This window comes from Riemerella anatipestifer, from assembly GCF_009670965.2.
Classification (GTDB): domain Bacteria; phylum Bacteroidota; class Bacteroidia; order Flavobacteriales; family Weeksellaceae; genus Riemerella; species Riemerella anatipestifer_B.
In genome coordinates, this window is record NZ_CP073239.1 from 687,446 (window position 1) to 706,830 (window position 19,385).

Annotated in this window: 31 protein-coding genes; 3 read left to right on the forward strand and 28 right to left on the reverse strand. The window is 35.4% G+C overall.

Annotated elements, in window-relative coordinates:
• Positions 1-8: 8 nt before the first annotated feature.
• The 26 genes from rpsD to rplC form a co-directional block, all read right to left on the reverse strand.
• Complete coding sequence (gene rpsD, locus D1J36_RS03140) at positions 9-617, reverse strand: 30S ribosomal protein S4 (RefSeq protein WP_154137788.1); 609 nt, start codon at positions 615-617, stop codon at positions 9-11.
• 19 nt (positions 618-636) lie between these two features.
• Complete coding sequence (gene rpsK, locus D1J36_RS03145) at positions 637-1,026, reverse strand: 30S ribosomal protein S11 (protein WP_004917358.1); 390 nt, start codon at positions 1,024-1,026, stop codon at positions 637-639.
• 11 nt (positions 1,027-1,037) lie between these two features.
• Positions 1,038-1,415, reverse strand: coding sequence for a 30S ribosomal protein S13 (rpsM, locus tag D1J36_RS03150; RefSeq protein WP_004917355.1), 378 nt, complete (start codon positions 1,413-1,415; stop codon positions 1,038-1,040).
• A 17-nt stretch (positions 1,416-1,432) separates the two neighbouring features.
• Positions 1,433-1,549 (reverse strand): type B 50S ribosomal protein L36, encoded by a 117-nt coding sequence (ykgO, locus tag D1J36_RS03155; protein WP_004917354.1) that lies wholly within the window; start codon positions 1,547-1,549, stop codon positions 1,433-1,435.
• Positions 1,550-1,594: 45 nt separating this feature from the next.
• On the reverse strand, positions 1,595-1,810 hold the full coding sequence (gene infA / locus D1J36_RS03160; RefSeq protein WP_004917349.1) for a translation initiation factor IF-1: 216 nt from the start codon (positions 1,808-1,810) through the stop codon (positions 1,595-1,597).
• A gap of 12 nt (positions 1,811-1,822) precedes the next feature.
• Positions 1,823-3,202 carry a preprotein translocase subunit SecY gene (secY, locus tag D1J36_RS03165; protein ID WP_154137787.1) on the reverse strand — a complete coding sequence of 460 codons (1,380 nt, stop codon included), beginning with the start codon at positions 3,200-3,202 and terminating at the stop codon, positions 1,823-1,825.
• Between the two features lie 8 nt (positions 3,203-3,210).
• On the reverse strand, positions 3,211-3,660 hold the full coding sequence (gene rplO, locus D1J36_RS03170; protein WP_154137786.1) for a 50S ribosomal protein L15: 450 nt from the start codon (positions 3,658-3,660) through the stop codon (positions 3,211-3,213).
• A gap of 80 nt (positions 3,661-3,740) precedes the next feature.
• Positions 3,741-3,917 (reverse strand): 50S ribosomal protein L30, encoded by a 177-nt coding sequence (rpmD, locus tag D1J36_RS03175; protein WP_004917345.1) that lies wholly within the window; start codon positions 3,915-3,917, stop codon positions 3,741-3,743.
• A gap of 10 nt (positions 3,918-3,927) precedes the next feature.
• On the reverse strand, positions 3,928-4,449 hold the full coding sequence (gene rpsE / locus D1J36_RS03180; RefSeq protein ID WP_004917344.1) for a 30S ribosomal protein S5: 522 nt from the start codon (positions 4,447-4,449) through the stop codon (positions 3,928-3,930).
• 13 nt (positions 4,450-4,462) lie between these two features.
• On the reverse strand, positions 4,463-4,816 hold the full coding sequence (rplR, locus tag D1J36_RS03185) for a 50S ribosomal protein L18 (RefSeq protein ID WP_052911414.1): 354 nt from the start codon (positions 4,814-4,816) through the stop codon (positions 4,463-4,465).
• A gap of 11 nt (positions 4,817-4,827) precedes the next feature.
• A complete protein-coding gene (rplF, locus tag D1J36_RS03190; protein ID WP_052911413.1) occupies positions 4,828-5,373 on the reverse strand; it encodes a 50S ribosomal protein L6 in 546 nt (181 codons plus the stop codon).
• A 17-nt stretch (positions 5,374-5,390) separates the two neighbouring features.
• A complete protein-coding gene (gene rpsH / locus D1J36_RS03195; RefSeq protein ID WP_004917338.1) occupies positions 5,391-5,789 on the reverse strand; it encodes a 30S ribosomal protein S8 in 399 nt (132 codons plus the stop codon).
• A gap of 120 nt (positions 5,790-5,909) precedes the next feature.
• Positions 5,910-6,179, reverse strand: coding sequence for a 30S ribosomal protein S14 (rpsN, locus tag D1J36_RS03200; protein ID WP_004917337.1), 270 nt, complete (start codon positions 6,177-6,179; stop codon positions 5,910-5,912).
• Between the two features lie 5 nt (positions 6,180-6,184).
• On the reverse strand, positions 6,185-6,736 hold the full coding sequence (gene rplE, locus D1J36_RS03205) for a 50S ribosomal protein L5 (RefSeq protein WP_004917335.1): 552 nt from the start codon (positions 6,734-6,736) through the stop codon (positions 6,185-6,187).
• Between the two features lie 9 nt (positions 6,737-6,745).
• A complete protein-coding gene (gene rplX / locus D1J36_RS03210; protein WP_014937950.1) occupies positions 6,746-7,066 on the reverse strand; it encodes a 50S ribosomal protein L24 in 321 nt (106 codons plus the stop codon).
• Between the two features lie 19 nt (positions 7,067-7,085).
• Complete coding sequence (rplN, locus tag D1J36_RS03215; RefSeq protein WP_004917332.1) at positions 7,086-7,454, reverse strand: 50S ribosomal protein L14; 369 nt, start codon at positions 7,452-7,454, stop codon at positions 7,086-7,088.
• Positions 7,454-7,708, reverse strand: a complete 255-nt coding sequence (rpsQ, locus tag D1J36_RS03220; protein ID WP_004917330.1) for a 30S ribosomal protein S17 — start codon at positions 7,706-7,708, stop codon at positions 7,454-7,456. The genes rplN and rpsQ overlap by 1 nt, the downstream gene beginning before the upstream one ends.
• Positions 7,709-7,723: 15 nt before the next feature.
• A complete protein-coding gene (gene rpmC, locus D1J36_RS03225; RefSeq protein WP_004917328.1) occupies positions 7,724-7,909 on the reverse strand; it encodes a 50S ribosomal protein L29 in 186 nt (61 codons plus the stop codon).
• An 11-nt stretch (positions 7,910-7,920) separates the two neighbouring features.
• Positions 7,921-8,346: a 50S ribosomal protein L16 gene (gene rplP, locus D1J36_RS03230; RefSeq protein WP_004917326.1), complete on the reverse strand. Its 426-nt coding sequence runs from the start codon at positions 8,344-8,346 to the stop codon at positions 7,921-7,923.
• Between the two features lie 110 nt (positions 8,347-8,456).
• A complete protein-coding gene (gene rpsC, locus D1J36_RS03235; RefSeq protein ID WP_004917324.1) occupies positions 8,457-9,152 on the reverse strand; it encodes a 30S ribosomal protein S3 in 696 nt (231 codons plus the stop codon).
• Positions 9,153-9,159: 7 nt separating this feature from the next.
• Positions 9,160-9,564 (reverse strand): 50S ribosomal protein L22, encoded by a 405-nt coding sequence (gene rplV, locus D1J36_RS03240; RefSeq protein WP_014937948.1) that lies wholly within the window; start codon positions 9,562-9,564, stop codon positions 9,160-9,162.
• 5 nt (positions 9,565-9,569) lie between these two features.
• The gene (rpsS, locus tag D1J36_RS03245) at positions 9,570-9,848 is read right to left on the reverse strand and encodes a 30S ribosomal protein S19 (RefSeq protein ID WP_004917321.1); all 279 of its coding nucleotides are present in this window, start codon (positions 9,846-9,848) and stop codon (positions 9,570-9,572) included.
• Between the two features lie 2 nt (positions 9,849-9,850).
• A complete protein-coding gene (gene rplB / locus D1J36_RS03250; protein ID WP_004917319.1) occupies positions 9,851-10,672 on the reverse strand; it encodes a 50S ribosomal protein L2 in 822 nt (273 codons plus the stop codon).
• Positions 10,673-10,691: 19 nt separating this feature from the next.
• Positions 10,692-10,982, reverse strand: coding sequence for a 50S ribosomal protein L23 (rplW, locus tag D1J36_RS03255; RefSeq protein WP_004917317.1), 291 nt, complete (start codon positions 10,980-10,982; stop codon positions 10,692-10,694).
• 3 nt (positions 10,983-10,985) lie between these two features.
• Complete coding sequence (gene rplD, locus D1J36_RS03260) at positions 10,986-11,615, reverse strand: 50S ribosomal protein L4 (RefSeq protein ID WP_064970424.1); 630 nt, start codon at positions 11,613-11,615, stop codon at positions 10,986-10,988.
• Positions 11,606-12,229 carry a 50S ribosomal protein L3 gene (rplC, locus tag D1J36_RS03265; protein WP_004917312.1) on the reverse strand — a complete coding sequence of 208 codons (624 nt, stop codon included), beginning with the start codon at positions 12,227-12,229 and terminating at the stop codon, positions 11,606-11,608. Before rplC ends, rplD begins: the two co-directional genes overlap by 10 nt.
• 303 nt (positions 12,230-12,532) lie before the next feature.
• On the opposite strand from rplC, the gene D1J36_RS03270 reads away from it, so the two are divergent.
• The 3 genes from D1J36_RS03270 to dhaK all read left to right on the forward strand — a co-directional run bounded on the left by D1J36_RS03270 (position 12,533) and on the right by dhaK (position 15,746).
• Positions 12,533-13,285, forward strand: coding sequence for a Rossmann-like and DUF2520 domain-containing protein (locus tag D1J36_RS03270; protein WP_154137785.1), 753 nt, complete (start codon positions 12,533-12,535; stop codon positions 13,283-13,285).
• Complete coding sequence (locus D1J36_RS03275; RefSeq protein ID WP_154137784.1) at positions 13,275-13,793, forward strand: KdsC family phosphatase; 519 nt, start codon at positions 13,275-13,277, stop codon at positions 13,791-13,793. Before D1J36_RS03270 ends, D1J36_RS03275 begins: the two co-directional genes overlap by 11 nt.
• Positions 13,794-13,928: 135 nt before the next feature.
• Complete coding sequence (gene dhaK / locus D1J36_RS03280; RefSeq protein WP_154137783.1) at positions 13,929-15,746, forward strand: dihydroxyacetone kinase subunit DhaK; 1,818 nt, start codon at positions 13,929-13,931, stop codon at positions 15,744-15,746.
• Positions 15,747-15,917: 171 nt separating this feature from the next.
• Here dhaK and D1J36_RS03285 read toward each other — a convergent pair whose 3' ends face one another.
• Both D1J36_RS03285 and D1J36_RS03290 read right to left on the reverse strand, forming a co-directional pair.
• A complete protein-coding gene (locus tag D1J36_RS03285; RefSeq protein ID WP_154137782.1) occupies positions 15,918-17,120 on the reverse strand; it encodes a PepSY-associated TM helix domain-containing protein in 1,203 nt (400 codons plus the stop codon).
• An 83-nt stretch (positions 17,121-17,203) separates the two neighbouring features.
• Positions 17,204-19,336 carry a TonB-dependent siderophore receptor gene (locus D1J36_RS03290; protein WP_154137781.1) on the reverse strand — a complete coding sequence of 711 codons (2,133 nt, stop codon included), beginning with the start codon at positions 19,334-19,336 and terminating at the stop codon, positions 17,204-17,206.
• Positions 19,337-19,385 lie beyond the last annotated feature (49 nt).

Here is a 19,385-nt window from a genome sequence, read left to right on the forward strand (position 1 = left end):
TTTGATGATTATTTAGAGTATAGTTCGACGATTAGCTGTTCCTTGATGTCTTCAGGAATTTGGATTCTCTCAGGTACTCCTACGAAAGTTCCTTCCTTAGTTTCATCATTGAACTGTAACCAGTCATAATTAGCTTTTGCAGAAAGAGCAGCCTCTATTACCTCAAGAGATTTAGACTTTTGTCTTACAGCTACTTTATCACCTGATTTTAAAGAGTAAGAAGGTATGTTTACTACCTCTCCATTCACAGTGATATGTCTATGAGATACTAACTGTCTTGCAGCAGCTCTAGTTTTAGCAAATCCTAATCTATAAACTACGTTATCTAATCTAGATTCACAAAGTTGAAGAAGAACTTCACCAGTTACTCCTTTGCTAGCGTGTGCTTTTTTAAACAAGTTAGAGAACTGTCTTTCTAAAATACCATAAGTATATTTAGCTTTTTGTTTTTCAGCTAACTGTACTGCGTATTCAGACTTTTTAGCACCTCTCCTTTTGTTAGGCCCATGCTGTCCTGGTGGCTGGTTTCTTCTCTTCTCGAAGTTTTTATCATCTCCATAGATTGCTGCACCAAACTTTCTAGCAATCTTTGTTTTAGGTCCAATATATCTTGCCATTATTTTTTAAAATTTCGGGTTATACTCTTCTTCTTTTCGGTGGTCTACATCCGTTGTGTGGCATAGGAGTCACATCAACGATTTCACTTACCTCTATTCCAGAGTTGTGAATAGTTCTTATAGCAGACTCTCTACCTGCACCTGGTCCTTTTACAAAAACTTTAACTCTTCTAAGACCAGCTTCGTGAGCTACCTGAGCGCAGTTTTCTGCAGCCATTTGTGCAGCGAAAGGAGTATTTTTCTTAGAACCTCTAAAACCCATTTTACCAGCAGAAGACCAAGAGATTACTTCGCCGTTTTTGTTAGTTAAAGAAATAATGATATTATTGAAAGTGGCTTGGATATGAGCCTCGCCAATCGCTTCAACTTTTACTTTTCTCTTTTTAGTTACTTTAGTTTGTTTTGCCATAATTCTAACGATTATTTACTTGCCTTCTTCTTGTTAGCAACAGTTTTTCTTTTTCCTTTACGGGTTCTAGAATTGTTTTTCGTTCTTTGGCCTCTTAAAGGTAATCCCAGTCTGTGACGTATTCCTCGTTGGCATCCTATGTCCATCAATCTCTTGATGTTCAATTGCACTTCAGAACGCAACTCTCCTTCTACTTTAATGTTTTCAGAGATGTAATTTCTGATTGCAGCCAATTCATCGTCATTCCATTCATTGACTTTCTTGTCTTCGCTGATTCCAGCGTTCTTCAAAATTTCTGACGCGGTGCTTTTTCCAATTCCGTAGATATAGGTAAGCCCTATCACGCCTCTTTTGTTTTTTGGTAAATCAATACCTGCAATTCTCGCCATAATTTAATTTTGCTAAATTAGCCTTGTCTTTGTTTAAATTTAGGGTTCTTTTTGTTAATAATGTACAATCTGCCTTTTCTTCTTACGATTTTGCAGTCTGCACTTCTCTTCTTAATTGATGCTCTTACTTTCATAATGTTTTCTTTATGCTATAGCCTCTAGCTATATAAGCTCTTAAATTAATATCTAAATGTAATTCTTCCTTTAGATAAGTCATACGGAGAAAGCTCCAATTTAACCTTATCACCTGGAAGAAGTTTTATATAATGCATCCTCATTTTACCAGAAATATGAGCTATCAAAACATGCCCATTTTCTAGCTCTACTCTAAACATGGCGTTAGATAGTGCTTCCACTATCACGCCATCTTGTTCTATATGTTTCTGTTTAGCCATAATACTTCTTTCCTATTGGTTAGATGTTCTAGACAACTTAGACTGCATTAACCCATCATAATGATGATTCAACAAATAGGTATTGATTTGCTGTACTGTATCTAGGATAACTCCCACCATAATAAGTAGTGAGGTACCACCAAAAAATAGAGCAAATCTATCTGTTTGAACCAAACTTCCATACACTAAAGCTGGAAGGACTGCAAAGATAGCTAAAAAAATTGCACCTGGCAAAGTAATTTTAGATAAAATATCATCTAAGTAATCTGCAGTCTCTTGTCCAGGTCTTACCTTTGGAATTAAACCTCCATTTCTTTTAAGGTCATCAGCCATCTGATTTACTGGAATTGTAATAGCTGTATAGAAGAATGAGAAGATAATGATAAGTATAGCAAACAATAAGTTGTATTGCCAGCTAAATACATTTTTAAATCCAGCTAGGAAAGTGTTTGTTTCATCTACTTTAGTTAAAAGCCCTGGTACAAACATCAATGCTTGCGCAAAGATAATTGGCATTACTCCAGAAGCATTAACTTTTAATGGAATCCACTGCCTTGCTCCCTGCATAAGGTTTCTTGTATTTCCTCCTCTTGCTTGAGCTCTACTTACATACTGAATAGGTATTTTTCTTACCGCAACAGAAAGTACAATAGCCAATAGAATCACAACTAACCAGAATAAGATTTCTATCAATATCATGATAGTCCCCATACCTCCTTTACCTGTTTGAGCCGTTACCTCTTGTATAAAAGCCATAGGTAAATCGGCTAAAATCCCTACCATAATTAGTATTGATATACCATTACCTATACCTTTATCTGTAATTTTCTCTCCTAACCACATTGCAAATACAGAACCTGCAACTAAAATTACAATACTAGGCAACCAAAACATAATAGAAGAAGGATCTACATAGTACGCTGATGCAAACTGAGAGTAAGGTAAGAATAGCCCCGTGATAGAACCCAAATAAGACGGTGCTTGAACCAAACATACCGCTATTGTTAACCAACGCGTAATTTGGTTAAGAGTATTTCTACCCGATTCACCATCTTTCTGTAATTTCTGTAAATACGGAATAGCCATCCCCATCAGCTGAACAATAATAGAAGCCGAGATATAAGGCATAATACCTAACGCCATAATGGAAGCACGGCTAAACGCACCTCCAGTAAATGACGATAGTAAGTCTAATAATCCCGCTCCCTGTTTACTACCACCTTGATTTTGGTATTGCTCTAAAAGAGTTCCCACCTCTGTCATGTTGATAGCTGGTAGAGATATATAGGATGCGAATCTATACACCAATATCATCCCTAAAGTAAAAAGAATTTTATCCTTTAGCTCTTTAAGGCTCCAAATGTTTTTAAGTGTTTGTATAAATTCTTTCATTGTAAAAATTAAAGGGTAACTACTTTACCTCCTGCTTTATTGATTAGTTCTTCTGCAGATTTAGTAAACTTATTTGCAGAGATAGACACTGCAGATTTAAGCTCTCCTCTTCCCATGATTTTGATTAAATCATTCTTAGAAGCCAAACCATTTTCCACTAAAACCTCTTTAGTGATATCACCTTTGATTCCTTTAGCATCTATAAGAGTTTGGATAGTATCTAAATTGATACCTCTGTAGTCTTTTCTGCTAATGTTGTTAAATCCAAATTTAGGAAGTCTTCTTTGTAAAGGCATTTGTCCTCCTTCAAATCCTATTTTCATAGAGTATCCAGAACGAGACTTTTGTCCTTTATGTCCTTTTGTAGAGGTACCTCCTTTTCCACTTCCTTGTCCTCTACCAATTCTTTTAGAATTATGTGTAGAACCTTTAGCTGGTTTTATGTTATTTAAATTCATTTGTTTTAAATTTAAGATTGAAGATTCAAAACTAGGAGGTCTCATTCAATCACAAAACCTCCTGTTTATTATCTAAATTTCTATTTTTGAACTTCTACTAAGTGCTGTACAGCAGCTACCATACCTAATATAGCAGGTGTAGCCTCGTGCTCTACTACTTGATGTAACTTTCTAAGACCTAAAGCTTCAAGGGTTCTCTTTTGGGTTTTAGTTCTACCAATAGCACTTCTTACTTGTTTTACTTTAATTGTTGCCATTTTTTCAAAATTAACCGTTAAATACTTTACTCAATGTTACACCTCTCATTCTTGCGATTTCTTCTGGTCTTCTGATATCTAACAAAGCTTTGAAAGTTGCCTTTACCACATTGTGTGGGTTAGAAGAACCTTTTGACTTTGAAAGAATGTCGTGTACACCAGCTGATTCTAACACAGCTCTTACCGCACCACCTGCGATAAGCCCTGTACCGTGAGAAGCAGGTCTCAAGAAGATATTAGCTCCACCATATCTAGCTGTAGTTTCGTGCGGAATTGTATGGTTTACAACAGGAACTTTTACTAAGTTTTTCTTAGCATCTTCTACTGCTTTAGAAATTGCAGAAGCCACCTCTTTAGATTTCCCTAGTCCGTAACCTATCACACCATCTTCATTTCCTACCACTACGATTGCTGAGAAGCCGAAAGCTCTACCTCCTTTAGTAACCTTAGTAACTCTATTAACAGCCACTAAACGATCTACTAACTCTAAACCTCCAGGTTTTACTCTTTCTATATTATCTAATCCTAACATAATTTTTTAACTTTTAAAATTTCAAACCTCCCTCTCTAGCACCATCAGCAAGAGCTTTTACTCTACCGTGATACACAAAACCATTTCTATCAAATACTACTTTCTCATACCCTGCAGCAATAGCTTTCTGCGCGATAGCTTTACCAACGGCTGTTGAAATTTCCACTTTTGTTCCTTTAGTATCAAAGCCTTTCTCTCTTGAAGAAGCTTGTACTAAAGTTTTACCTTCTTTATCATCAATAAGTTGAGCATAGATTTCTTTATTACTTTTGAATACAGATAATCTTGGTGCTGCTTGAGTTCCGGAAACTTTTCCTCTAACTCTTCTCTTTATTCTTAATCTTTTCTGTTCTTTACTTAGTGCCATTTTCTTAAATTTTAAGCAGATTTACCAGCCTTTCTTCTAATTTGTTCTCCTACAAATCTAACCCCTTTACCTTTGTATGGCTCAGGTTTTCTGAAAGATCTAATTTTTGCAGCTACCATACCCAATAATTGCTTATCATAAGATGATAAAGTAATGATAGGGTTCTTACCTTTTTCTGTTACAGTCTCTACCTGAACTTCAGAAGGAAGCTCTAGTACTATACCATGAGAGAAACCAAGAGCTAATTCTAATCTTTGTCCTTGATTAGATGCTCTATAACCAACTCCCACAAGCTCTAACTTCTTAGTAAAACCTTCAGAAGTTCCGACTACCATGTTGTTGATTAATGCTCTATAAAGCCCGTGTAGAGCTCTATGTTGTTTAGACTCAGACGGTCTGTTTACTGTAAGTACACCGTCATTTTGTTCTATAGTAATACCCCCTGTAAGTTCCTGAGTAAGTTCTCCTTTAGGACCTTTTACAGTTACCACACCGTCTTTCTCAGTGACAGTAACTCCAGAAGGAATTGTTATAATTGCTTTACCAATTCTTGACATTTTCCTTTTATTAAAAATTAATATACATAGCAGATTACCTCTCCACCTACTTTCTCTAATCTCGCTTTTTTGTCAGTCATTACTCCTTTAGAAGTAGATATAATAGCTACACCTAAGCCATTAAGTACTCTTGGAAGTTCTGCAGAACCTTTGTACTGTCTTAAACCAGGTCTAGAAGCTCTTTGGATAGACTTAATTGCTGGTTTACCAGTTTGTTTATCGTACTTTAAAGCGATTTTAATAGTTCCTTGAACTGCATTGTCTTCAAACTTGTAGTTCAAGATATAACCTTGATCAAATAAGATTTTAGTAATCTCCTTTTTGATTTTCGATGCAGGAATTTCCACCACTTTGTGGCCTGCGCTTTGTGCGTTCCTTACTCTAGTTAGGAAATCTGAAATTGGATCTGTTACCATTTTTCGTTTTTTAAAATTATTGGTTTATGATAATCAGTATTTGAAGGCTTTAAAGTTAAAGGCAAAAGCTAAATATCTTCAAAGCCCTCAAACTTAATTATCTTGATTTGTTAAAAATTATTACCAACTTGCTTTTTTAACTCCAGGTATTAAACCTTGGTTAGCCATTTCTCTAAAAGTTACTCTAGAGATACCGAAAGTTCTCATGTATCCTCTAGGTCTTCCTGTAAGCTTGCAACGGTTGTGCAATCTTACTGGCGAAGCATTTTTAGGTAATTTTTGTAATGCTTCATAATCTCCAGCTTCTTTTAGAGCTTTTCTTTTAGCAGCATATTTAGCAACTAGTGCTTCTCTTTTGCGCTCACGCGCTTTCATTGATTCTTTAGCCATTCTTCTTAGTTCTTTTTAAATGGTAAACCGAAATGAGTTAATAAGGCTTTAGCCTCTTTATCTGTTCTAGCACTTGTTACGAAAGTGATATCCATACCTTGGATTTTTTTCACTTTATCAATAACAATCTCGGGGAAGATAATTTGCTCAGTAATACCTAAGTTATAGTTCCCTCTACCGTCAAAACCATCAGCTTTGATTCCGTTAAAATCTCTAATTCTAGGTAGAGCAGAAGATGTAAGTCTATCTAAAAACTCGTACATTTTATCTGCTCTTAGCGTTACCTTTGCACCAATAGGCATACCTTTTCTTAGTTTGAAAGAAGCTTCATCTTTCTTAGAAAGAGTACCTACAGCTTTTTGTCCGGTAATTGCCGTTAATTCTTCCACTGCATAATCTACGATTTTTTTATCCGCAGTAGCAGCTCCTAAACCTTGGGATACAACGATTTTCTCTAATTTAGGTACTTGCATTACAGACTTATACCCAAACTCTTCCATCATTGCAGGAACAATTTTCTCTTTATATAATTTTTTAGGTCTTGCTATATATTCCATCGTTCTTTATTATAAAGTTTTACCAGTAGTTTTAGCTACTCTTACTTTCTTATCTCCTTCCATTTTATATCCCACTCTAGTAGCTTTTCCGTTTTCATCCATCAAAGCTACATTAGATATATGGAGAGAAGCTTCTTTCTCTACGATACCACCTTGAGGGTTTGCAGCTGAAGGTTTAGTATGTTTTTTAACAATATTTACACCTGCTACTACCACTCTAGGATCTTTACCTTCTTTTCTGATTACCTCAAGAACTTCTCCTTTGCTTCCTTTATTTTTTCCAGTGGTAACGATAACATTATCACCTCTTTTAATTTTAACTTTTGTCATTGTTTTAAAATTTTTAAAATTAAAGTACTTCAGGAGCTAATGAAATAATCTTCATATATTCCTTATCTCTTAATTCACGAGCAACTGGTCCGAAAACACGAGTTCCTCTCATCTCTCCAGCAGCATTTAAAAGAACGCAAGCATTATCATCAAAAGAGATGTAAGATCCATCTTTTCTTCTAACTGCTTTTTTAGTTCTCACTACTACTGCTTTAGATACTTGTCCTTTTTTAGCATTTCCTGTAGGAGTAGAATCTTTGATAGTCACTACGATTTTATCACCCACAGATGCATATCTTCTTTTGGTACCTCCCAAAACTCTGATTACTAATACTTCTTTAGCACCAGTATTATCAGCTACTTTTAATCTTGATTCTGTTTGTAACATTACTTAGCTCTTTCTATGATTCTTACTAATCTCCATCTTTTATTTTTGCTCAAAGGTCTTGTTTCTTGGATAAGAACAGTATCGCCTTCATTACACTCGTTGTTTTCATCGTGTGCGGTATATTTTTTCGTTTTCAAAACGAACTTACCGTACATTGGGTGCTTCATTTTCATAGTCTCACTAACAACAATGGTCTTTTCCATTTTATTGCTCGAAACTACTCCGATTCTTTCTTTTCTTAAATTTCTTTCCATAATAAAATGAAATTCTTATTGTTTGTTAGTTAGTTCAGTTTCAAGTCTTGCGATAGTCTTCCTCAAATCTCTGATTTGGATAGGATTTTCAATTGGGCTAATTCTGTGAGCTAATTTAAGTTTCCCATAAGTAGCTTTCACTTCTACCAATTTACTTTTTAAATCCTCTACGCTTAGATTTTTAATTTCAGCTTTTTTCATTTCTAAAAGATTTATTGAGGTTTAACAAAATCGTTTGCTACTACAAACTTAGTAACTACAGGAAGTTTCTGAGCTGCAAGTCTTAAAGCTTCTTTAGCTACTTCGTAAGGAACACCTCCTACTTCAAACATAATTTTACCTGGCTTCACTACAGCTACCCAATATTCTACAGCACCCTTACCTTTACCCATACGCACCTCTGCAGGTTTTTTAGTAACTGGTTTATCTGGGAATATTTTAATCCACAGCTGTCCTTCTCTCTTCATATATCTAGTTGCAGCGATACGAGCTGCCTCTATTTGTCTTGCAGTAATCCAAGCACCTTCTGTAGCTTTAATACCGAATGTTCCGTAAGCAAGCCTATGTCCTCTGTTGGCATTGCCTTTCATTTTCATTTTATGAACCTTACGGAATTTGGTTCTTCTTGGTTGTAACATAATTTTATATATTAGATGTTAGATGTTAGATGTTAGATTGAAAAAAATTAAATTCAGCTCTTGTAACGGAAGATCTAATTTCTAATTTCTATCTTCTAACTCTAATTAAATTATTTTCTTTCTCTTCTTTTATTACCAGAAGATTTTTTCTGAGTACCTACTAATGGAGAAAGCTCCCTCTTACCATATACTTCTCCTTTCATTATCCATACCTTAACGCCCAATCTACCATAAGTAGTGTGTGCTTCTGCGATATGGTAATCTATATCAGCTCTGAAAGTAGATAACGGAATTCTTCCTTCTTTGAAAGACTCACTTCTTGCCATTTCAGCACCGTTTAATCTTCCTGAAATTTGGATTTTAATTCCCTCTGCTCCCATTCTCATAGCTCCCGCGATAGCCATCTTAACAGCTCTTCTGTAAGAAATTCTGTTTTCAATTTGCTTAGCTACGCTATCTGCTACTAATACAGCATCTAACTCAGGTCTTTTAATTTCAAAGATATTGATTTGAACATCTTTACCAGTAAGTTTCTTTAACTCTTCTTTTAGTTTATCTACTTCCTGACCACCTTTACCGATGATAAGTCCTGGTCTAGCAGTAGTGATAGTTACAGTAACTAACTTAAGGGTTCTATCAATATAAATTCTTGAAATACCACCTTTAGATAATCTTGCCTCAAGATATCTTCTGATTTTGTAGTCTTCTGCGATTCTGTCTCCATAATCGTTTCCTCCAAACCAGTTAGAATCCCATCCTCTGATGATACCTAGTCTATTACCAATTGGATTTGTTTTCTGTCCCATATCTTGATTATTGATTATCTGTTTTTGAACCTAATACTAATGTTACATGGTTAGATCTTTTTCTAATTCTGTAACCTCTACCTTGTGGCGCAGGACGCAATCTTTTCAATTGTCTTGCACTATCTACATATATTTCCTTAATGAAAAGATTAGCTTCTTCTATATCAGCTCCTTCGTTTTTGTTTTGCCAGTTAGCAATTGCAGAAAGAAGAAGTTTTTCTAATTTATTAGAAGCCTCTTTTTTAGAATATCTAAGGATATATAGAGCTTTATCTACATTTTCTCCTCTAATGATATCAGCAACGAGTCTCATTTTTCTTGGAGAAGAAGGGCAATCATTGAGACGGGCTTTTACCACATCTTGATTTGCTGCTTTACGTGCTATTGCACTATCTTGTTTTCTTTTTCCCATAATGATTATCTGCTACCTTTATTTTTATTACCTGAGTGACCTCTAAAAGATCTCGTTGGAGAAAATTCACCTAACTTATGTCCTACCATATTTTCAGTTACATAAACAGGTATGAAAGACTTACCATTATGTACTGCTATAGTTTGACCCACCATGTCTGGAGAAATCATAGATGCTCTAGACCATGTTTTAATTACCGTTTTCTTTCCTGATTCTATATTCGCTTGAACCTTCTTCTCTAATGAATGGTGAATGAAAGGTCCTTTTTTAAGTGATCTTGCCATAATTATTTTCTTTTGGATACGATGTAACGGTTAGACACTTTATTTTTCTTTCTAGTCTTGTAACCTTTAGCTGGTTTACCGTTTCTAGATCTAGGGTGACCTCCTGAAGATCTACCTTCACCACCACCCATTGGGTGATCTACTGGGTTCATTGCTACAGCTCTAGTTCTTGGTCTTCTACCTAACCATCTGCTTCTACCTGCTTTACCAGATACAGTAAGCTGATGGTCTGAGTTAGACACAGAACCAATCATAGCCATACATTCTACTAGAATCATTCTAGATTCTCCTGAAGGCAATTTAACGATAGCAAACTTACCATCTCTAGAAGTAAGTTGTGCAGAAGAACCTGCACTTCTTGCTAAGATAGCTCCTTGTCCAGGTCTAAGCTCTATACAAGAGATAACAGTACCTAGAGGAATATCCTTTAATTTCATTGCATTACCTACATCAGGAGTAGCTGTTTGTCCAGAAACTACAGTTTGCCCTACTTTGATACCGTTAGGAGCAATCATGTATCTCTTTTCTCCATCAGCATACTCTAACAAAGCGATGAACGCAGTTCTGTTTGGATCGTATTCCACAGTTTTTACAGTTGCCTTAACATCAAATTTGTTTCTTTTGAAGTCAATAATTCTGTACTTTCTTTTGTGTCCACCTCCAGTGTAACGCATGGTCATCTTACCAGTATTGTTACGACCGCCTTTCTTTGAAAGACCTACAGTAAGGCTTTTCTCAGGTTTGTTGGTAGTAATCTCTTCAAAATTGTTTACAATTCTGAATCTCTGTCCTGGGGTGATAGGTTTTAATTTTCTAACAGACATTACTATTATTTATAAATTATTAATTAGTTGCAAATACATCAATAAATTCACCTTCTACAAGCTGAACCATTGCTTTTTTCAATTTGTTGGTTTTTCCAACTTGAAGCCCTTTTTTAGTGTACTTAGCAGAAACTTTAGGAGCATAAATCATTGTTCTTACATCTGCTACCTTTACACCATAAGCTTCTTCTACCGCTTGTTTGATTTGGATTTTATTCGCTTTAGTATCTACTAAGAAACTGTAAACGCCTCTCAAATCAGACAAATTAGAAGCCTTTTCCGAAATAATTGGTTTTATGATTACTGACATGATTTATTTTCTTAAATTTTCTTGAAACTTTTCTACTGCACCTTCTAAGAATACAACCTCTCCAGCATTTACTAAGTCATAAGAAGAAATTTCATTGAAATTCATTACTTTAGCCTTAGGTAAATTTCTTGAAGACAAGTACACATTCTTGTTAGCTTCTCCTAGTACAAATAAAGACTTCTTACCTTCTAATCCTAATGCATTTACCACATTGATAAACTCTTTAGTTTTAGGAGTTTCAAAAGAAAAATCTTCTAATACCTTAACACTGTTGTCTCTCATTTTTTGAGAAAGAACAGATTTTTTAGCTAATCTCTTAAGTGCTTTATTTAACTTAAATCTATAATCTCTTGGCTTAGGACCAAAAACTCTACCTCCACCTTTGAATACAGGAGACTTGATATCTCCGTATCTAGCAGAACCAGAACCTTTTTGCTTCTTAAGCTTTTTAGTAGAAGCTGTAATTTCGCTTCTTTCCTTAGCCTTATGAGTTCCTTGACGCTGTGCAGCAAGATACTGCTTTATCTCTAAGTAAACCGCGTGCTGATTTGGCTCTATTCCGAAGATAGCCTCATCTAAAGACACTTTTCTCCCGGTTTCTTTCCCTTGAATATTTAATACTACTAGTTCCATCTTCTGATAATTACATAAGAATTTTTAGCTCCCGGAACAGCACCTTTTACCACTAAAAGATTTTGTTCTTCATCTACTTTTAACACCTGAAGGTTCTGAACAGTTACCTGCTTACCTCCCATTCTACCAGCCATTCTTAAACCCTTGAATACTCTTGATGGGTCTGAACCCGCACCAATAGAACCTGGAGCTCTCAATCTGTTGTGCTGCCCGTGAGTAGCCTGCATTACACCGCCGAAACCATGTCTTTTAACTACCCCTTGAAATCCTTTACCTTTAGAAGTACCTGTAACATCTACATACTCTCCTTCTGAGAATAATTTAACAGTTACCTCATCTCCTACTTGCAAATTATCGAATCCATGGTGGAATTCGTGTAATTTAGCTTTAGGAGTCGAACCAGCCTTTTTAAAATGACCAGCCAATGCCTTACCGACATTCTTCTCACTCTTGTCATCGAAACCTAACTGATAGCCTACATAGCCATCTTTTTCTACGGTTCTGACCTGTAAAACCGAACATGGACCCGCTTGAATAACAGTACAAGGAATATTTTTCCCAGACTCGTCAAACAATGAAGTCATTCCGATTTTTTTTCCAATAATACCTGACATTATTAAAAATTAAAATTGTTATTATTTAATTAAATTTCAATTACTTAAATCAAAAACTCAATATTTACCAATGAGAAAAAGACATACTTTTCCCAAAAATTGAGTGTGCAAATATACAAAGATTTTTTTTACTGACAAACAATAAGTTAAATTTTTATCCCATCCTTAATTTATTTATTATAAAAGATTTACCTCATCGCAAAAACTCCGCTTAAAGTTCAAAAAAATCATTTATTCTGACATGTAATTTGATTACTAAATCTCACCTTTTATAATGTTTTTAGAAATCCTTATATTTGTTGAATGGAAATAGTAATTATAGGTTCTGGCAATGTGGCGTTCCACCTCAACAATGCTTTTCATGAAGCAAACATAAAGGTTTCTCAACTATTTGGACGAAACGAGGAAGCCTTAAAACTCATGTCTGAAACCACAAAAACTCCCTATTCCACCAATGCTCTACAAAATGCCGACCTATACATCATATGTGTAAAAGATGATGTTATAGCGGAAGTTTCACAAATCATTAAAGATGAAAATACATTGGTAGTACACACTTCTGGCTCTATGCCTAAAGATGTATTAGAAGGAAATTACAGAAAGGGGTGCTTTTATCCATTGCAAACTTTTTCTAAAAACAAAGTCCTAGATTACACAGAAATTCCGTTTTTTATAGAGGCTGAAAACATTCAAGATTTAGATATTCTGAAAAATTTAGCTCTCAGAATTTCCCCAAGAGTGCAAGAAGCAGATTATGAGAAAAGAAAATACATACACCTCACCGCCGTATTTGCATGCAACTTCGTTAACCACCTCTATGCTAGAGCAAAAGAGATAGCTGACAGCCAAAATATTCCGTTCAATTACTTCATTCCTCTTATAGAGGAGACTATGGACAAAATCTATTACCTAGACCCGAAGAAAGCCCAAACGGGTCCTGCGGTAAGAAATGATACTAGAGTTTTAGAACTTCACAAGCAATTGATAACAGATGAAACTCAATTAGAGATATACAATTTAATGAACCAATCTATAAAAAAAATGTATGAGTTATAAACAAAATTTAAGTAAAATAAAGGCATTTGTATTTGATGTAGATGGCGTTTTTACTGACGGTAGCGTCTATCTAATGCCCGACGGTAGCATGTGCCGTACAATGAATGTTCTTGATGGCTATGCGGTAGTAAAAGCTGTAAAAAAAGGATACAAAATAGGCATCATTACAGGCGGAGACGACCCTATGGTAAAACATCGCTTGCATTATCTAGGCATCGTAGATTATTACCCTAAAGCCTCAAAAAAAATAATAGATTATGAAGATTTCAAAATCAAACATAATTTAAAAGACGAGGAAGTTTTAACCATGGGGGACGATTTACCTGATATAGAAATGATGAAGGCTTCCGCTATAAGTACTTGCCCACCGAATGCGGTGCCAGAAGTGAAAGCTATTGCAGATTATATTTCGCCTGTTTATGGCGGCAAAGGTGCGGTAAGAGACGTTATAGAGCAAGTATTAAAAACTCAAGGAGATTGGCAAGAAGACGATACTCGTTCAATATAAAAATTACCTTTTGAAACATGAATGTATAAAAAGCTTTAAAGTTATCAGCTAAAATATATTTAATTTTAGACGAGACCTAAAAGAGTTACATTAAAGACATATAACTATAATTTATTAATCATAAATTTTATTTCTATGAAAAAAATTATTAACACACCAGAATCGTTTGTAGTAGAAATGTGCCAAGGTATGGCAAAAGCTCACCCTGAACTAGAGTTTGTAGAAAAGTATAAAATCATAAAGAAAAAAGAAATCAATCAAGAAAAAGTAACCTTGATTTCTGGAGGAGGCTCAGGACATGAACCTGCCCACGCTGGTTTTGTAGGTAATGGTATGTTAGATGCTGCTGTATGTGGGGACATTTTTGCATCACCTTCTCAAATACAGGTCTTTAATGCACTAAAATTAACACAATCTAAGAAAGGTACTCTTATGATTGTTAAAAACTACTCAGGGGATTTAATGAATTTTAATGATGCCGCAAGCCTTGCAAAAGATGAGGGAATAGAAGTAGAGGCCGTTTATGTAGCTGATGACATTGCAGTAAAAGACAGTTTATACACTGTGGGAAGAAGAGGTGTCGCAGGGACAGTATTAGTTCATAAAATAGCAGGTGCTAAAGCAGAACAAGGTGCTAACCTTAAAGAGGTTAAAAGAGTAGCCCAAAAAGTGGCAGATAATGTGAGAAGTTTTGGTTTTGCTTTAACCTCTTGTACTGTTCCAGCAGCAGGAACACCAACCTTTGAGTTAGGTAATGATGAAATGGAGTTTGGCGTAGGCATACATGGTGAACCAGGGAGAAAACGTGAGAAAATTTTAAGTGCTAATGAACTAGCTGAAAGAATAATTCCTGATATAATAGAAGACTTGAAGCTAGAAAAAGAAGAACAAATTGTTCTTTTAGTCAATGGTTTTGGAGGCACACCATTACAAGAATTATATTTATTTAATAACTCTGTAACCAATGTATTAGAGAAAAAAGGCATCAGCATTCATAAAACAATGGTAGGAAACTATATGACTTCTATTGATATGGCAGGTGCATCAATATCTCTTTTACGACTAGATCAAGAGTTATTAGATTTATTAGAGGCTCCTGTATCTACTCCAGCCTTAAACTGGGGCAATCAAATGTCAAATTATGAAAAGTCATGTGTAGATGCTATTGAAGGACTCGCCAAAGTCTTGGGCAACGCACTACCTAAAAACAAAGATACCATTCAAAAAAGCGCTCCCTCTTTGGAAGAAGAAAAAAATAAAGAGATACTCTATCAGGTGGAGGGAACACCAGTCATCAATAATATCATTAACACACCTGGTATGGTGAAACTTATAGACAAAATGGCTGATATTATTATCACTCATGAGGTAGATTTTTGTGAGGCCGACAGAAATGGTGATGGAGATTTTGGTATGAGTATAGCAAAGGGATTTAAACAATTAAAAAAAGATTGGGATACCAGAAAAAAAGGAAATATAGGGGAATTTTTAATGAGCTGCTCTGAAATAATTATGGAGTACTGCGGAGGGGCTTCTGGACCTCTTTGGGGCAACGCTTTTAGATATGCAGGAAAAGCCTCTATCGACAAACAAGAAATAGGCGTTAGCGAACTGGCTGAATTATTACAAGCAGCAGTCATTGGCATACAAGAAACAGGTGAGAGATCTTTTGGGAGAGGAGCAAAAGTGGGAGATAAGACATTGATAGATGCCTTAGTTCCTGCGGCTGATAGCCTAAAAGATTCTGCAGAAAAAAACATAGATTTAATAACTGCCATGAAACTTTCTGCCGATGCCGCAAAAGAAGGTGCTGAAAAAACAAAAGGTTTTGCAGCAAATCTAGGAAGAGCGGGAACCGTGGGAGATAGAAGTATTGGCTATCCAGATGCAGGGGCTTATGGCATTGGGGTTATTTTTTCAGAATTATATGAATTTGCTAAAGATTTTAAGTAAAGGCTCCTGCAGGTTACATTTCCCTATTTATGGTGGTAAAGATGCCGTGAGAGATGTTATAAAAAGGTATTGAAAATTCAAAGAAATTCTCAAAAAGACGATACATATTTAATATAAAAAACATTCAACCCTACCTAGAATTTATATTTCTAAGTAGGGTTGAATTTAGAATTAATTGGCGTTCTGTTTAGCATTTTTTTTCTTATTCCTCCCCCACCAAACTAGAAAGCCCGTAATTGGTAGAGAAGCACAAACAAGACTAACAACAAAAGCCAATATCTTACTCCAGATACCAAATATAGCTCCTACATGAATATCATAATTAGCAGCAATGACCTTTTCTCCCAAGTTTTTATCACTATGACGATGTACTTTTAGTAACTCTCCTGAATTTTCATCAAAAATTACTGAGTGATTTTTATGGTAAGAATATGAAAGTTCTTTCACAAAAACCGAAAAATTTTCATGCTCATGGTCGTCCATGTGTTCGTGTCCGAAATCTAAACTATAAACATACGCATTAGGAAATAACGCCTCCACTTGCTGTGCCATTTTGTCCAAAGTATGTTCGTTTCTCATTTCCTTAGGTGCTACGGTTTTATATTCTGCAAAATAAGGATACTCCGTTTCGCCTCCCGAAAATACAACATAAATTAACGCTTGTACAAAAAAGAAAGAATAAAACACACCCGTAACTGCAATAATGAGAGCCACCAAAGAGGAATAAAATCCTAAAATAGAGTGTAAATCATAGTTTTTTCTTCGCCACGATTTTATGTTTTTCCACTGGAACCAAATGCGTTGCTTTCTTGCTTTTTTGTTTTTGGGCCACCAGAGTATAATCCCCGATATCAGCATAAAAATAAATATCAAGACCGGAATCCCTACTACATAAGTTCCCCAATCTGATTTTAGAAGAAAACTCCAATGGATAAATTTAACGATATTAAAGAAACTGTATTTCTCATCGTAAACCTTTAAAACCTCTCCCGTAAACGGATTAACATAAGCCGTTTTATAGACCACCAACTCATCAAAATAATGCCAAGCCTTCGGATTTTTTTCATAATAGTTGAACTTATACGACTTGGTCTTGTCTAATGGTATTTCTGTCCAATGGATAGGGTAAGGTTCTTTGGTTTGTTCGTTTACCCTCTGTTCTAATACAGACAAAGAAAGCGTTGTTTTGTGTTCAATGTTTTTCTCGTTATGATGGATAACTTCTTTTCTTAGCAAGTTCTCTATTTCATCTTTAAATACATAAATAGCCCCAGTGATGGATACAATAAATACAACCATCCCAACCGATAATCCCAGCCACAAATGCAGTTTTCCTATAATTTTTTTGAAGGTGTTTTTAGATGCTTTTTTCATTCTTAAAGTTTAAAAAGGAAAAGCTAACGATAATAACCTCGCTAACCTTTCCCAAAAAGGATATTGATATGAAAAACTATTTTTTAAAATTTATAACTCAGAGATAGCCTATAGTTTCTAGGAGCTTCCGCCTGATAATAATAGTAACCTCCCCAACCATAATAAGCTCCACTATACAAATACTCATCAGATATATTAAAGGCATTGAGTGTAATTTTTACATTTTTATTTCCCCAGAAAATACCTGCGTCCCATTTACGATAATCTCCTAACTGAGCCTCTCCTTGATTATCCGACCAGCTCCAAGTGGTTCTACCTCCCATAAAAGTAAACCCCAACGATGCTCCAAAACCTCGTAAAACACCATCTTGAAATGCATAATTTAACCAAGTATTAAAGGTATGTTTAGCATATCCTGCTACTTTATCTCCTACTTTTAGGCTAGGCACATTAGATTGGGTTACTTCATTATCTGTCCATGCGTAATTGATGATGGCATTCATACCTTTAAAAAGTTCTCCTTTAACATCAAATTCTAATCCTTTGGCTACGCCCTGCCCTTTAACAATAGAAAATCTTTCTGAAGGACTATTATTAGGATCTGATACCAACTCATTATTTTTGGTAATCTTGTAAATGGAAAGTGTAGAATTCCACTTACCACCAAACCAATCTTTTTTTATCCCTAATTCTATATTTTCACCTGTGATAGGCTCCACTTTACCACCGTTGCGAAGCACTCCCGATTGTGGTAAGAACGACTGGTCGTACAATCCGTATAAAGTCATATTTTCTAATACCGTAGCACTAATCCCAATTCTTGGCGTAAACCTTTGTGCATTTTGCTCTACCCCGTACTGATTTTGCTTTATATCAGTATATCGTCCTGCAAAAGTCAGCCTCAATTTATCTTCCAATAGTCCCACTTCATCTTGAAAATATAGTGCAGAATAGGTTTCTCCCAATTTACTTCCTATTTGGGCTAAAGATTTAGAATGGTCATATACAGGATAACTAATATTGCCATATACAGGATTGTTAATATCAAAAGGCGTAGCGGCATCATCTAAATTTCCACCCTGACTCCAATCTGCCATATATTTTTTATCTGCCATATCCAAACCTGTCAGAATTTTATGTATTACATTGCCTGTTTGAACCGTTCCATTAAGGAATACTTGAGCAAATTTCATTTCATTCAATCCCTTCCAAAAGGTAAGTCTCCTCACCACTTTATCATCATCAGTTACAGCAGAAGGCCAAATACTACTCCCCATTTGGTCATCTCTCATATAAGAAACTTGAGAGGTTAATTTCCAATTATCTGATAGCTGACTTTGGAGATTGATATTCAAATAATGTTCATCTATTCTTGTAGGGTCAATCCCTGGATCTGTTAATGTTTTCTCTCTGTCATACTTAGCAAAACCTTTTTTAGAAAAAACATAAGCAGAACCTACTTCGGACATTTTGCCCTTTTGAAAAATGTACTCCGCCGTAAGAGATGTTTTATCAGAAAGCAAATAGGTTATAGAAGGGTTGATAACATAACGATTGTTAAACTCATGAGGTCTAAAAGAACCTCTATTCTGTGCCATTGTATTCACTCTCACGGCTAGTTTATCCGAAAGTTTAGCATTTACATCTGCATCTGCCCTGTACAGATTAAAACTCCCAGTAGTCAGCGTAAATTGTCCCTTAGGATTATTAGAGAATATAGGCTTTTTGGTTACTATATTATAAATACCGCTTGGCTCACCGTTAGAAATCATAAATCCCGCAGGACCTTTCATAAACTCTATCCTGTCCACATAGCTCATATCCTCCGCTAAAGGTCCCCAATTAGAAGTTACATTAACCCCATTGATAAACGCTGCTGCCCTAGCCCCTCTCATATTAACTCTAGCATACATATCACCCCAATGTTCTAGCCTCATCGCTCCACTAATATTTCTCAAAACGCCATCACTTATACCCAACACTTGCTGGTCTGATAACGCATCTGAAGTAATCACTTGAATATTCTGCGGAATGTCTAACAGTGGGGTATCTAATCTTAACGAACCTGACACATCTTTGGCAGTGTAGTTTTTATAATATTTACTTTTAATAACTACACCCTCTATACCTTTTTCTCTTATAGAATCTTTTGTCTGAGTTTGAGCATTAGAGAGAATACCTCCCACTAGCGAAATGCTTATGATAATTTTTTTCATTGTTAAAAATTTCGGCAAATATAATTATTTAGAATAAATAAAAACAAAT